This window comes from Streptomyces sp. NPDC016459 (assembly GCF_040632845.1).
Classification (GTDB): domain Bacteria; phylum Actinomycetota; class Actinomycetes; order Streptomycetales; family Streptomycetaceae; genus Streptomyces.
This window is the reverse complement of sequence record NZ_JBEYCR010000001.1, coordinates 993,889-1,008,054: the sequence shown is the minus strand read 5'-3', so window position 1 is coordinate 1,008,054 and position 14,166 is coordinate 993,889. Positions and strand designations below refer to the sequence as shown.

The following is a 14,166-nucleotide window of genomic DNA, read 5'->3' as shown; positions in this document are numbered from 1 at the left end:
CGTCACGCGGTAGTCCGCGAAGAAGAGTCCGCTCCCTCCGCATGGGCGGGGCTACGTTGCGCCCGTGACACAGCACTGGCACGCGTACCCGTACACCGGCCGGGTCTACCCGGACTCGGCGATTCGCCGGGGTGAGGTTCCCGCCGACCACCCGCCGATCGAGATCAAGGACTGGTTGCGGCGGCCCGGTGCGCAGGTGGTGGCCACGTACACCGACGTGGAGGCGGCTGTCGCCTGGATCGAGGGGGAGCTGACGCGGAACCCTCCCGTCGATCAGGAGTACTTCCCGATCTGGGACCGGCTCCAGCGCACCGGGGAGGCGCTCCGGCTGGCTGTGGGAAACGACGTCGTCCAGGGGTACTGCTCCAAAGCGCAGCAGTACGTGTCCCGTGCGCTCATCGCGTGTCCGCGTGAGGAAGGGGACTCCTGTCCCTACGGGGCATGGACGCGAGCCCCGCCGGAGGACCGTACTCCGGTGGGGCTCGCGTCGGTTCAGGGAAGGGTCAGGCGAAGCGGGCCAGTGGGTTGGCCAGGTCGCCGATCAGTTGGAGGGCCGCCGACGGGTCCGCGAGGTCGACCATCTGCTTGTTGTTGCGGAGCTGGAGGCGGTTCAGGGCCGACAGGGCGAACGTTTCCGCGAACATGTCGTACTGGGCGAACTTGTCCGCCAGCTCCGGCTTGGACTCCTCGTAGGCGCGCACGCACTCCGCCACCGTCCGCCAGAAGTCGTCCTCCGCGAGGACGCCCTCCGCCGCCAGGGTCGCGCCCAGGAAGCGGAAGAAGCAGTCGAAGACGTCCGTGAAGACCGAGAGGAGCTTCATGTCCTCCGGGATCTCCGCGCGGACGCGCTCCACCGCCGGCGGCAGGACCGCCGTCGGGTCCATGACGACGATCTCCTCCGCGATGTCCTTGAAGATCGCCCGCGCCACCGCGCCGCGCTCGTCGAGGACCAGGATCACGTTCTCGCCGTGCGGCATGAACGCCAGGTCGTACGCGTAGAAGCTGTGCAGGACCGGGAGGAGGTACGCGTCCAGGTAGCGGCGGAGCCATGCCGTCGGCTCCAGGCCCGACTCCTTGATCAGGGCGCCCGCGAACGACGCTCCCGCGTGGTCCACGTGGAGGAGCGAGGCCATCGTCGCCAGGCGCTCGCCCTCGGCGAGCGACGGCACCGGGGACTCGCGCCAGAGCGCCGCCAGCATCTTGCGGTAGGGCGAGTACCGGTCGGTCGCCGCCTCGTACTCCAGGTGCCGGTAGCCGACGGCCGCCCGCTCGCGGATGATCGAGAACCGGGCCGACCGGAAGGTCGGGTCCGACTCGATGAGCTGGTGCAGCCAGTCGTTGATGGCCGGGGTGGCCTCCATGTACGCGGCCGAGAGGCCCCGCATGAAGCCCATGTTCAGGACCGACAGGGCCGTCTTCACATAGTGCTTCGTCGGGTCCGAGGTGTTGAAGAACGTACGGATCGACTGCTGCGCCAGATACGTGTCGTCGCCCTCGCCCAGGTAGACGAGCCGCTGCTGCGCCACCTCGGCCGCGAAGGTGACCGACAGCTTGTTCCACCACTGCCAGGGGTGGCAGGGCATGAGGAGGTAGTCGGCCGGGTCCAGACCGCGGGCGGTCAGGGTCGCGGCGAAGCCGTCCACCGTCGCGTCGCCCAGCTCGGCGCGGACGAACGTCTCGTACTCGATGTCCGCGCCCGCGGTGAACGTGGTGCGGTCGCGACGCGCCGCGAGCCAGATCAGGTGGATGTCACTGGCGGCCTCGGGGGCGTACGCGCGGAACTCGTCGACGCCGAAGCCCAGACGCCCGTTGTTGGCGACGAAGCAGGGGTGGCCCTCGGTCATCCCCGTCTCGATCGCCTGGAAGCCGGCGTGGGCCAGCTCGGCGGAGGTCACCCGCGGCTTGGTCGACTTGTAGGCCGTGCCGGCGAGGGTGGAGGAGATCTCCTCCAGGTAGACCGGCAGGACCTCGTCGCTCAGGCCGAGGGCGCCGCGCAGTTCGGTGATGAACTGGAGCGCGTCGAGCGGCAGCTGCTCGTCCCCCCGGTGGCGGCTGATGGACTCGGCGTAGACCTGCCAGTGGTCCAGGGCGAACCGGTCCGCGGTGAAGCGGTACTCGGTCGTGCCGTCGTCGGCGAGGACCGCGTAGCGGCTCTCACCCAGCTCGCGCGGGTCGATCAGCCGCTCGTGGGCGAACTCGGCGAGGCCCTTGCGGATCAGGGCGCGGTTGGCATCGGCCCAGCGCTCGGGGGTGAGGTGGGCGACGGGGTCGCGGCGGTCGACGGTGCTCATACGGCGGCTCCCACGGCGGCCTCGAACTGCGCGCGGGTGCAGAAGCTCAGCAGGGCCTTCTTCTCCGGCTTCTGGATCTCGCGCTCGGGCACGAAGCCGACGGCCGCGTTGAGCGCGTGGACGGCCTCGTTGGCGACATCGGGCTCGACGACCACGCGTACGGTCGCCGGGTCCGCGAACAGCTCCGCCATGACGGCGGTGATCACGGTCCGGGTGAAGCCGTGCACGGGGGTGTCGGTGGGCGCGACGAGGAAGTGCATGCCGACGTCACCCGGCTGCGGCTCGTAGAGCCCGACCAGCTCCAGCTCCGCCGGGTCGTACCGCTCCATCAGGAAGGACGGCTCGCCGTCGACCAGGCCGATGAAGGCGTCGTGGTGCGGGTGGGCGGTGATCGCGGTGTACTCGCGCTCGACGTCCTGGAGCGTCGCGCCCTGCATCATCCAGAAGGCGGCCTTGGGGTGGGTGACCCACGGATGGATCAGCCGGGCGTCCTTCGACGGGTCGAAGGGACGTATCGATACGGTCATGCCGCGAACTCCTGGAAAGCGATGGTCTTCTCTACGGGGTAGTAGTCGTATCCCAGCATCGCCCCGATGATGTACGCGTTGCGGTACGCCCCCATGCCGAGGTCGGGCGAGGTGATCGAGTGGGTGTGCACGCCGGCGTTCTGCAGGAAGACCCCGCGGCCGGTGGTGTCGATCGCGTAGTTGCGGGCCACGTCGAAGCGGCCCCGGCCGTCCCAGTTGAGGCGGTCGCGGACCGGTTCGAGGAAGGCGGGGACGGCGTACTTGTACCCGGTGGCGAGGATCAGGCCCTCGGTGTCCAGGGTGAAGTCCTTCTCCTGCTCCTCCTGGCGGAAGCCGAGGGTGTACGTGCCGCTGGTGTCGTCGTACGCGGCGGCGTGCAGTGCGGAGTTGGTGAGGAGCCGGGTGGGCACGGGGCCGTTCAGGTTCTTCTGGTAGAGCAGGTCGAAGATGGCGTCGATCAGCTCGCCGTCGATGCCCTTGAAGAGGCCCTTCTGCTGGGTCTCCAGGCGGTAGCGGGTCTGCTCGGGCAGCGCGTGGAAGTAGTCCACGTACTCCGGGGAGGTCATCTCCAGGGTGAGCTTGGTGTACTCCAGCGGGAAGAAGCGCGGGGAGCGGGTCACCCAGTTCAGCCGGTAGCCGTGGACGTCGATCTCGCTGAGGAGGTCGTAGTAGATCTCGGCGGCGCTCTGACCGCTGCCGACCAGGGTGATCGACTTCTTCTTCTGGAGCTCCGCCTTGTTCGGCAGGTAGCGCGAGTTGTGGATGAGGTCGCCGCCGAGGCCCCGGCAGGTCTCGGGGACGTACGCGGGGGTGCCGGTGCCGAGGACGAGCCGACGCGAGCGGAACGTTTCTCCGGACTCGGTGGACACCTCGTACACCTCGGCGGTCCCGTCGAAGGTCACGGAGGCGACGGTGGTCGAGAAGCGGACCGAGGAGAGCTTCCCGGCGGCCCAGCGGCAGTAGTCGTTGTACTCGGTCCGCAGCGGGTAGAAGTTCTCCCGGATGTAGAACGAGTACAGCCGGCCCTTCTCCTTCAGGTAGTTGAGGAAGGAGTACGGCGAGGTGGGGTCGGCCATCGTGACCAGGTCCGACATGAACGGGGTCTGGAGGTGGGCGCCTTCGAGGAACATCCCCGAGTGCCACTCGAAGTCCGGCTTCGACTCCAGGAAGAGGCCGTTCAGCTCGTCGATCGGCTCGGTCAGGCAGGCGAGTCCGAGATTGAACGGACCGAGCCCGATGCCGATGAAGTCGTACGTCTCGGGCGTCTCAGGCGTGGACAAGGTTCTCTCCCAGGTACTGCTCGGCGTGGCCGGCGATCAGATCGAGGACGGCGGCGATGTCGGCCGTGGTCGTCTCGGGGTTGAGCAAGGTGAACTTGAGGTACTGGCGGCCGTCGACCTTGGTCCCGGCGACGACGGCCTCGCCCGAGGCGAACAGGGCCTTGCGGGCGTGCAGATTGGCCCGGTCGATGTCCTCGGGGGAGGTGACGGCGGCCGGGATGTAGCGGTAGACGAGGGTGGAGAGCTGCGGCTCGACCACGACGTCGTAGCGGGGGTCGGCGGCGAGCAGCGCGAAGCCCTCGGCGGCCAGGTCGCAGACCTCGTCGAAGAGCTGTCCGACACCGTCGGCGCCCATCACGCGCAGGGTCATCCAGAGCTTGAGGGCGTCGAACCGGCGGGTGGTCTGGAGCGACTTGTCGACCTGGTTGGGTATGAGCTCGGCAACCGTGCGCAGCGGGTTCAGGTAGTCCGCGTGGTAGGTCGCGTGGCGCAGGGTGGCTCCGTCACGGACCAGGACGGCCGAGGAACTCACCGGCTGGAAGAAGGACTTGTGGAAGTCGACGGTGACCGAGTCGGCCCGCTCGATGCCGTCCAGGAGGTGGCGGCGGGTCGGCGAGGCGAGCAGTCCGCAGCCGTAGGCGGCGTCGACGTGCATCCAGGCGCCGTACTCGTCGGCCAGGGCGGCGATCTCGGACAGCGGGTCGATGGAGCCGAAGTCGGTGGTGCCGGCGGTGGCGACGATCGCCATCGGCACGAGGCCCTCGGCGCGGCAGGCCGCCAGCTCGGCGGCGAGGACGACGGACTGCATCCGCTTGTCGCGGTCGACCGGGACGGAGACGACGGCGTCGCTCCCCAGGCCGAGGAGGGAGGCCGACTTCTGGACGCTGAAGTGGCTGCACTCGGAGGAGAAGATCCGGAGCCTGGACAGGTCGTCCGTCTTGGCCTCCTCGCGGGCGAGGAGCAGGGCCTGGAGGTTGGACTGCGTGCCGCCGCTGGTGAACACGCCGTCCGCGGCGGGGCCGAGGCCGATGCGGCCGGTGGTCCAGTCGATGAGCTTGCGCTCGATCAGGGTGCCGCCCGCGCTCTGGTCCCAGGTGTCGAGCGAGGAGTTGACCGCCGAGAGGACGGCCTCGCCGAGGACGGCGGGGATGACCACGGGGCAGTTGAGGTGACCCAGGTAGCGGGGGTGGTGGAAGTAGACGGCGTCGCGGAGGTAGACGCTCTCCAGCTCGTCGAGGGCGGCGGAGGAGTCGCCGAGCGGCCGGTCGAGGTCGACGGCGTCGATGACGGGCGCCAGCTCGGCGGGCGTCACACCGGTGAACGGGCTTCGCGTGGACGCGAGTTTGGCCGCCACGCGCTCGACCCCTTCGGTGACGGAGCGGCGGTAGCTCTCCGCCGTGGCGTCATTGAGCAGGTGGGAGCGCATGTGGGGGGCCTCCGGACAGCAGAGAGGGACGAGGGGGCGATGCGTTATTAGGTTAGCCTAACCTAATAATCCGTCGCAACGTCCCCTCGCCCCTCTCAGGTCACGCCCGATGAACGGAAGTTGAACGTCCGGATCGAGGGGCGCCTACACGTCCTCCTGCGTCTCGTCCGGGACCTCGCGCAACGCGTCCTCGGAAAGCCCCTTGCGCCAGTAGCCGACGAACGTCACCCGGCGCCGGTCGAGTCCGAGGTCCCGCACGAAGTGCCGGCGCAGCGCCTTCACCGCCCCGGACTCGCCCGCGATCCAGACGTACGGGGCCTCGCCCGGCAGCTCGACGCCGCGCACCGCGTCCACGGCGGACGGCGCCCCCTCCTCCCGTACGAGCCAGGTGACCGTCGCGTCGGCCCGCGTCGCCAGTTCCATGCGGTCGCCCGCGTACGGCACTTCGAGGAACACCCGGGCGCGGGTCTCGGCGGGCAGCCACTCCAGAATCGCGGAGGCGGCCGGGAGCGCCGTCTCGTCCGCCCAGATCAGGACGGAGTCGGCGTCCTCGGGCAGCCGGAAGCGGACGCCGGTGTTCTCGGCGATCGCGGGACCGAGGACGACCACCCGGTCACCGGGCCTGGCGCGCCCGGCCCAGCGGCAGGCGGGGCCGCCGTCCTCGTGGACGGCGAAGTCGATGTCGACCTCGGCGGGTTCGGTGCGCTGCTCGCGGACGGTGTACGAGCGCATGACGGCCCGCTCGTCGTCCGGCATCGCCCGCCAGGCGCCCAGGATCGCGTACATGTCCGGGTCGTCCAGCGGGGGCAGGACGGGCGCCTCCTGGCCGGGGTGCGGCAGGAAGAGGGAGAGCGACTGGTCCCGGCCGCCGGCGGCGAAGCCCTTCAGGTCGTCCCCGGTGAAGGTGACCCGGACCAGGGACGGGCCGAGTCGCCGGGTCCGGTCGACCTGGAGGCGGAAGAACTGGAAGGGGGCGGTCTCGGCGTGCGTCATGGGGCAGGACACCTTTGCGGTACGGGCGAGGGTGCTCCGAGAGGAGTTGAAGATAGGTTAGCCTAACCTCATGACGGAGGGTAAGGGCGGGGGCCGTGCCGGAAGGTGAGAACGAGCCGACGGCGAGGGCGGGGGGCCCATGACGGCCGTCGGGCGCCCACACGGCTGAGCCCGCCACCCGGGAAGGGGCGACGGGCTCCGCGTACCGGAGGAGCTCTCAGGCCTGGAGGCCCAACTCCCGTGCGATCAGCATCCGCTGGACCTCGCTCGTGCCCTCGCCGATCTCCAGGATCTTCGAGTCGCGCCACATCCGGGCCACCGGGTACTCGTTCATGAAGCCGTAGCCGCCGTGGATCTGGGTCGCCTCACGCGCGTTGTCCACCGCCACCGTGGAGGAGTACAGCTTCGCGATCGCCGCCTCCTTCTTGAACGGCTCGCCCAGGACGAGCCGCGAGGCCGCGTCCCGCCAGCCGATCCGCGCCATGTGCGCCCGCATCTCCATGTCGGCGATCTTGAACTGGATGGACTGGTTGTCCCCGATCGGCCGGCCGAAGGCGTGACGTTCCTTCGCGTACTTCACCGACTCGTCGACACAGCCCTGCGCGAGTCCCGTCGCGAGCGCCGCGATGGCGACCCGGCCCTCGTCCAGGATCCGCAGGAACTGCGCGTACCCACGGCCCTCCTCGCCGAGCAGGTTCCCCACCGGCACCCGGACGTCGTCGAAGGACAGCTCACGGGTGTCCGAGGCGTTCCAGCCGACCTTCGAGTAGGGGGCGGCGACCGTGAAGCCGGGGGTGCCGGACGGCACGATGATCGAGGAGATCAGCGGCCGGCCGGCGCCGGAGGAATCGGACTCGGTGCGGCCGGTGACCGCCGTGACCGTCACCAGACCCGTGATGTCCGTACCGGAGTTGGTGATGAAGCACTTCGAACCGTTGATCACCCAGTGGTCGCCGTCGCGGACGGCGGTCGTACGGGTCCCGCCCGCGTCCGAGCCGGCACCCGGCTCCGTCAGGCCGAACGCGCCGAGCATCTCGCCCGAGGTCAGCTTCGGCAGCCACTCCCGCTTCTGCTCCTCCGTACCGAAGAGGAACACCGGCATCGCACCGAGCGAGACGCCCGCCTCCAGGGTGATCGCGACCGAGGAGTCGACCCGGGCCAGCTCCTCGAGGGCGATGCCGAGCGCCAGGTAGTCGCCGCCCATGCCGCCGTACTCCTCGGGGAACGGCAGCCCGAACAGGCCCATGCGGCCCATCTCGCGGACGATCTCGTACGGGAACTCGTGCCGCTCGTAGAAGTCGCCGATCTTCGGCGCCACGACGTCGTGCGCGAACGCCTCGACGGTACGGCGGAGTTCCTCGTGCTCTGCGGTGAGCCGGTGGTCGAGGGACATGGGTGTCGTCACTCCTTGTGGGAGAGGGCGCGGACGGTACGGGAGGGGCTGGGCCGGCCCAGCTGTTCGGCCATCCACACGCTTGTGGCGGTGAGGGCGGCCAGATCGACTCCGGTCTCGATGCCGAGACCGTCGAGCATCCACACGAGGTCCTCGGTGGCGAGATTGCCGGTCGCGCTCTTCGCGTACGGGCAGCCGCCGAGGCCGCCGGCGGAGGCGTCGACGGTGGTCACCCCGTGGCGCAGCGCGGCCAGGGTGTTGGAGAGGGCCTGGCCGTAGGTGTCGTGGAAGTGCACGGCGACACGGGAGGTGGGGACCCCGGCCTCGTTCAACTCCCGGAGCAGCCGGGCGACGTGCCCCGGGGTGGCGACCCCGATGGTGTCCCCGAGGCTCAGCTCGTCACAGCCCATGTCGGCCAGCGCCCTGGTGACGCGGACGACCTGCTCGATCGGGACGGCGCCCTCCCAGGGGTCCCCGAAGCACATCGAGAGGTAGCCGCGCACGCGGAGGCCCGCCTCAATGGCACGGGTGACGGTCGGCGCGAACAGCGCGAGGGACTCGTCGACGGTCCGGTTCAGGTTGGCCTTCGCGAAGGACTCCGTGGCGGAGGCGAACACGGCGATCTCCCGGACGCCGAGGGCGAGCGCCCGGTCGAGACCGCGCTCGTTCGGCACGAGCGCCGGGAGGCGCACCGGCAGGTCACGGACGAGCGGGAACAGGTCCTCCGCGTCCGCCAGCTGGGGCACCCACTTCGGGTGCACGAAGCTGGTCGCCTCGACGGTGGAGAGGCCGGCGGCGGCGAGCCGCCGGATGAACTCCGCCTTCACGGCGGTAGGGACGGCCGTCTTCTCGTTCTGCAGCCCGTCCCGGGCGCCGACCTCGTGGATCCGGACCCGCGCCGGCAGCGCGGGATCGGTCACGGTCATGGGCAGGCCCGTGGTCATGACTCCTCCCGGGGGGCGACGACGGCCAGGATCTGGTCCATGGCGACGGTGCTGCCGGGCGTGACGTCCAGCTCCGTGACGGTGCCGGCGTGCGGGGCGGAGATGACGTGCTCCATCTTCATCGCCTCGACGACGAGCAGACTCTGCCCGGCCTCCACCTCGTCCCCGACCGCCACCTTGACGACGGTCACGGTCCCCGGCATCGGCGCGGCGAGCGTGTCCGCCCCGCCGTGCCGGGCGCCGGACAGCGCGGCCTCCACCGGGTCGTGGTCCAGGACGTGCCAGGAGTCGCCGTCACGGCCGAGCCAGTCGCCGCCGCGGTGGAAGTGATGGGTGAGCCCCTCCACGGTGACCGTCACCGTGGAGTCGGTGACCCCGGCGCCACCCGGCGCCTCCACCATGACCGGTTCGTGTCCCGGGACCCGCAGACCGAAGGGCAGCGGAGCCGGACGGCCGCCGAGACGCCAGCCGCTCGGCGCCGAGAACGGGTCCGACCAGCCGTCCCGCGTCACCGGCGCCAGCCGCGCGAGCCGTACGGCGGCCGCCGCGGCGTACACCTCGTCCGGCACGCCCTGCGGGACCAGGCTCTCCGCGTCCCGCTCCACCAGACCCGTGTCCAGGGCCCCGGAGACGACGTCGGGGTGGGCCAGGAGCCTGCGCAGGAAGCCCGCGTTCGTCGGGACGCCCAGGGTGACCGTGTCCGCCAGGGCCGCGCGCAGCTTGCGCAGCGCCGTGGGGCGGTCCTTCGCGTGGACGATGACCTTCGACAGCATCGGGTCGTACAGGCTGCCGACCTCCGTGCCCTCGCTCAGACCCGAGTCCGTGCGGACCCCGTCCCCCTGCGGCTCCCGCAGGGCCAGGACCGTGCCGCCCGACGGCAGGAAGCCCCGCGACGGGTCTTCCGCGCACAGCCGGGCCTCGATCGCCCAGCCGTCCAGGCGGATGTCGTCCTGCGCGAAGGGCAGCGGCTCGCCCGCCGCCACCCTCAGCTGCCACTCGACCAGATCGACACCGGTGATCAGCTCGGTCACCGGGTGCTCGACCTGGAGGCGGGTGTTCATCTCCATGAAGTAGTACGAGGCGGGGTCGCCGCCCGGCACGATGAACTCGACCGTGCCCGCGCCCACATAGCCGCAGGACCGCGCCGCCTCCACCGCCGCCGCGCCCATCGCCGCCCGGATCTCCGGGGTGAGCAGGACGCTCGGCGCCTCCTCGATGATCTTCTGGTGGCGCCGCTGGAGCGAGCACTCGCGCTCACCCAGGTGGATCACGTTCCCGTGGGCGTCCGCCAGGACCTGGATCTCGATGTGCCGGGGCCGGTCGATCCACCGCTCCACGAGCAGCGTGTCGTCACCGAACGAGGAGCGGGCCTCACGGCGGGCCGCCGCGATCTCGTCCTCCAGGACCGCGAGGTCCCGGACGAGCCGCATGCCCTTTCCGCCGCCGCCCGCGCTCGGCTTCAGGAGCACGGGCGCGCCCAGCTCGCGGGCGGCCTCGGCCAGTTCGGGATCGGCGGCGCCGGGCACGACCGGCACGCCCGCCGCCTTCACGGTCTCCTTCGCCCTGATCTTGTCGCCCATGAGGGAGATCGCGGAGGCCGGAGGGCCGATGAAGACCAGGCCCGCGTCCGCGCACGCCTGCGCGAAGCCCGCGTTCTCCGCGAGGAAGCCGTAACCCGGGTGGACGGCCTGTGCGCCGGTCCGCCGCGCCGCTTCGAGCAGCGCGGGGACGGACAGATACGACTCGGCGGCCGGCGGCGGACCGATCCGTACCGCCGTGTCCGCCTCCCGTACGTGCCGGGCGTCGGCGTCCGCGTCGCTGTACACGGCCACCGAGCGCACGCCCATCGCCCGCAGGGTGCGGATGACACGGACGGCGATCTCACCCCGGTTGGCCACGAGGACGGTGTCGAACATGCTCTGCATCTCCTGGGGGCCCCTCACATCCGGAAGACGCCGAACTGGGGGTCACCCAGGGGCGCGTTGGCACAGGCGGTCAGGGCGAGGCCGAGGACCTGCCGGGTCTCCAGCGGGTCGATGACCCCGTCGTCCCAGAGCCGGGCGGTCGCGTAGTAGGCGTTGCCCTGGCTCTCGTACTGCTCGCGGATCGGAGCCTTGAAGGCCTCTTCCTCCTCCGCGCTCCATCCGTCACCGAGCTGGTCGCGCTTGACGGTGGCGAGGACCGACGCGGCCTGCTCGCCGCCCATGACCGAGATCTTGGCGTTGGGCCACATCCACAGGAAGCGGGGGGAGTACGCCCGGCCGCACATCGAGTAGTTGCCCGCCCCGTACGAGCCGCCGACGACCACCGTCAGCTTCGGCACCCGGGTCGTGGCCACCGCCGTCACCATCTTCGCGCCGTGCTTCGCGATCCCGCCGTGCTCGTACGCCTTGCCGACCATGAACCCGGTGATGTTCTGCAGGAACACCAGCGGGATCCCGCGCTGGTCGCACAGCTCGATGAAGTGCGCGCCCTTCTGGGCGGACTCCGCGAACAGGATGCCGTTGTTGGCGACGATCCCGACCGGATGCCCGTGGATCCGGGCGAAACCGGTGACCAGCGTCTGCCCGTACTCGGACTTGAACTCCTGGAAACGGGAGCCGTCCACGACCCGGGCGATCACCTCGCGCACGTCGTACGGGGTACGGGAGTCCACCGGGACCGCGCCGTACAGACCGTACGGGTCGACCTTCGGCTCCTCGACCGGCTCCACCGACCACGGCAGCGGGCCGCGCTCCGGGAGCGTGGCGACGATGTTCCGCACGATCCGCAGGGCGTGGGCGTCGTCCTCGGCCAGATGGTCGGTGACACCGGAGATCCGGGAGTGGACCTCGCCGCCGCCCAGCTCCTCCGCCGTGACGACCTCACCGGTCGCCGCCTTCACCAGCGGTGGACCGCCCAGGAAGATGGTCCCCTGGTTCCGTACGATCACGGCCTCGTCGCTCATCGCCGGGACGTACGCGCCGCCCGCCGTGCAGGAGCCGAGGACCGCCGCGATCTGCGGGATGCCCGCGCCCGACATCCGGGCCTGGTTGTAGAAGATCCGGCCGAAGTGCTCCCGGTCCGGGAAGACCTCGTCCTGCATCGGCAGGAAGGCGCCGCCCGAGTCGACCAGGTAGAGGCAGGGGAGACGATTCTCCAGCGCCACCTCCTGGGCCCGCAGGTGCTTCTTCACCGTCATCGGGTAGTACGTGCCGCCCTTGACGGTCGCGTCGTTCGCGACGATCACGCACTCGCGCCCGCCGACCCGGCCGATACCGGCGATGACCCCGGCCGCCGGGGCCTGGTCGCCGTACATCCCGTGCGCCGCGAGCGGGGCCAGCTCCAGGAAGGGCGACCCCGGGTCGAGAAGGGTGTCCACCCGGTCCCGGGGCAGCAGCTTGCCGCGAGCGGTGTGCCGGGCCCGGGACTTCTCACCCCCGCCCAGCGCGGCCGCCGCGAGCTTGGCGCGCAGGGTCGCGGCCAGCTCGTGGTGCGCCGCCTCGTTCGCCTGCCAGGCCGCCGACGCGGGATCCGCCGCACTCGTCAGCACAGGTGCCTGCTGCATCCCTCGAGCTCCCTTGCTCGGTTAATGAGCGTTAACGTACGCCGCTCAGGTTAACGACCGCTAACCGGGTTGTCTAGAATCGCATCATGACCACGACCGCCAGGACCGACGCCCCGACGCGACGCGAGCAGATCCTCAGGGAGGCCGCCCGCCTCTTCGCCGAGCGCGGCTTCCACGGCGTGGGCGTCGACGAGATAGGGGCCGCCGTCGGCATCAGCGGCCCCGGTCTCTACCGGCACTTCCCCGGCAAGGACGCGATGCTCGCGGAACTCCTCGTCGGCATCAGCGAGCGGCTCCTCGACGGCGGGCGGATGCGGGCCGGCGCGACCACCGGCGACCCCGAGGCCCTGCTCGGCTCCCTCATCGACGGGCACATCGACTTCGCCCTCGACGACCGGCCGCTCATCACCCTGCACGACCGCGAGCTCGACCGGCTCAAGGACGAGGACCGCAAGCGGGTACGGCAGCTCCAGCGGCAGTACGTCGAACTGTGGGTGACGGTGGTGCGGGAGCTGTACCCCGACGCGGCCGAGAGCGAGGTGCGGACGGCGGTCCACGCCGTGTTCGGCCTGCTCAACTCGACCCCCCACCTGGGTGTCCCGCTGAGCCGCTCCGAGATGGAACGCCTCCTCAGGAACCTGGCCCACGGCGCCCTCGGCGCGCTGGCGGCCTGACATGCCGATGTCCGGGCCCGCACAGATGTGCGGGCCCGGACATCGGGGTGTCAGACGGCCGCCATCACGGGCGTCGGAGCGGGCGCGGTGACCGGTTCGTGGCTCCGGCCCTCACCGAGGTGGCCGAGGACCGGCCGCAGGTCGGCCAGGGCGAAGGAACGTCGCAGCCAGCGGTCCTCGCCGTCGTACCGCGGGGTGAAACCGGTGCGGCCGTGCACCGTCCGCCGGTTGTCGAGGATGATCAGCTCGCCCGGCCGGAGCACGATCCCGCGCAGCGCGTCGAGCATCGCCCCCTGCAGCGTGGCCAGGGCGTCGCGGGCCTCGGGGGTCACGCCGACCGTGCCGTGGAAGTCCACCCGCAGGTCCGGGTCGTGAGCGGGGCCGGAGAGGACCGGCATCGGCGGGGTCAGCACCTCTTCGTCGGTGTCGTGCACGAAGGAGCTGGAGAACCGGGTCCGGAACTCGGGCCGGCGCAGCGTCTCGACGGTCAGCGCGTCGAGGGTCGGCAGCACGTCCCCGATCCCTGCGGTGACGGTGGCGGCCACCCCGTCCCGGTCGCCGCGCAGGCAGATCAGGCTCAGGAAGTGCGGGGCGGCCGGGTGGAAGCCGTCCTCCGTGTGCAGCTCCAGCAGGATGGAGCCGCTGTTCTCCTGGCGCGCCTCGGCCCCGCGCTTGGGGCTGACGTCCTGGACGAGGTCGCCGTTCTTCTCGTCGCTGTAGGAGATCGAGCGGCCCAGCACGGACATCACCATGAGCTGCGCGACCGTCGCCACCGCGACCTCGGTCCAGGCGGGTTCGTCCTCCACCCGGTCCGGGGTGGGGGGCAGTGCGCCGACGGGCAGGCCGCGCAGCAGCAGGGTGCCGCTCTCGTTCCCCCGGTCGCGGAAGGAGATGAGGGCGCGGCGGACGTGCGCGGGCAGGGCGGCGGCGGCGAGCTCCACGGCGTGCAGCAGGTCGGTGCCGTGCAGGGAGTGACCGGCGTACTCGTCGGCGATCCTGAGGGCGGACGCCTCGACGATCTCCGCCTCGGTCCCGCTCAGCACGATGCCGGTCGCGCGCGCGTCGGCGTACGCGAATTCTTTTCTCATGCG

At 71.0% G+C, this 14,166-nt stretch carries 11 protein-coding genes; 1 reads left to right on the top strand and 10 read right to left on the bottom strand.

Annotated features, from left to right (window positions below):
* Positions 1 to 503: 503 nt before the first annotated feature.
* The 9 genes from ABZ567_RS04560 to ABZ567_RS04520 form a co-directional block, all read right to left on the bottom strand.
* Positions 504 to 2,291, bottom strand: coding sequence for an IucA/IucC family siderophore biosynthesis protein (locus ABZ567_RS04560; protein ID WP_360784668.1), 1,788 nt, complete (start codon positions 2,289 to 2,291; stop codon positions 504 to 506).
* The gene (locus ABZ567_RS04555) at positions 2,288 to 2,818 is read right to left on the bottom strand and encodes a GNAT family N-acetyltransferase (protein WP_360784665.1); all 531 of its coding nucleotides are present in this window, start codon (positions 2,816 to 2,818) and stop codon (positions 2,288 to 2,290) included. The genes ABZ567_RS04560 and ABZ567_RS04555 overlap by 4 nt, the downstream gene beginning before the upstream one ends.
* Positions 2,815 to 4,098 (bottom strand): lysine N(6)-hydroxylase/L-ornithine N(5)-oxygenase family protein, encoded by a 1,284-nt coding sequence (locus tag ABZ567_RS04550; RefSeq protein ID WP_360784662.1) that lies wholly within the window; start codon positions 4,096 to 4,098, stop codon positions 2,815 to 2,817. The genes ABZ567_RS04555 and ABZ567_RS04550 overlap by 4 nt, the downstream gene beginning before the upstream one ends.
* On the bottom strand, positions 4,085 to 5,524 hold the full coding sequence (locus ABZ567_RS04545; protein ID WP_360784659.1) for an aspartate aminotransferase family protein: 1,440 nt from the start codon (positions 5,522 to 5,524) through the stop codon (positions 4,085 to 4,087). Before ABZ567_RS04545 ends, ABZ567_RS04550 begins: the two co-directional genes overlap by 14 nt.
* A 144-nt stretch (positions 5,525 to 5,668) precedes the next feature.
* A complete protein-coding gene (locus ABZ567_RS04540) occupies positions 5,669 to 6,517 on the bottom strand; it encodes a siderophore-interacting protein (protein WP_360784656.1) in 849 nt (282 codons plus the stop codon).
* 217 nt (positions 6,518 to 6,734) lie between these two features.
* Positions 6,735 to 7,910, bottom strand: a complete 1,176-nt coding sequence (locus ABZ567_RS04535; RefSeq protein ID WP_360784653.1) for an acyl-CoA dehydrogenase family protein — start codon at positions 7,908 to 7,910, stop codon at positions 6,735 to 6,737.
* 8 nt (positions 7,911 to 7,918) lie between these two features.
* Entirely contained in the window at positions 7,919 to 8,854 is a 936-nt protein-coding gene (locus ABZ567_RS04530) for a hydroxymethylglutaryl-CoA lyase (protein ID WP_360784650.1), read from the bottom strand.
* A complete protein-coding gene (locus tag ABZ567_RS04525) occupies positions 8,851 to 10,779 on the bottom strand; it encodes an acetyl/propionyl/methylcrotonyl-CoA carboxylase subunit alpha (RefSeq protein WP_360784647.1) in 1,929 nt (642 codons plus the stop codon). Before ABZ567_RS04525 ends, ABZ567_RS04530 begins: the two co-directional genes overlap by 4 nt.
* A gap of 14 nt (positions 10,780 to 10,793) precedes the next feature.
* Positions 10,794 to 12,401: a carboxyl transferase domain-containing protein gene (locus ABZ567_RS04520; protein ID WP_360784644.1), complete on the bottom strand. Its 1,608-nt coding sequence runs from the start codon at positions 12,399 to 12,401 to the stop codon at positions 10,794 to 10,796.
* 86 nt (positions 12,402 to 12,487) lie between these two features.
* Between ABZ567_RS04520 and ABZ567_RS04515 the strand changes: the two genes are divergently transcribed.
* Positions 12,488 to 13,075: a TetR/AcrR family transcriptional regulator gene (locus ABZ567_RS04515; RefSeq protein ID WP_360784641.1), complete on the top strand. Its 588-nt coding sequence runs from the start codon at positions 12,488 to 12,490 to the stop codon at positions 13,073 to 13,075.
* A gap of 50 nt (positions 13,076 to 13,125) precedes the next feature.
* Here ABZ567_RS04515 and ABZ567_RS04510 read toward each other — a convergent pair whose 3' ends face one another.
* Positions 13,126 to 14,163: a TauD/TfdA family dioxygenase gene (locus ABZ567_RS04510; RefSeq protein ID WP_360784638.1), complete on the bottom strand. Its 1,038-nt coding sequence runs from the start codon at positions 14,161 to 14,163 to the stop codon at positions 13,126 to 13,128.
* Positions 14,164 to 14,166: the final 3 nt, after the last annotated feature.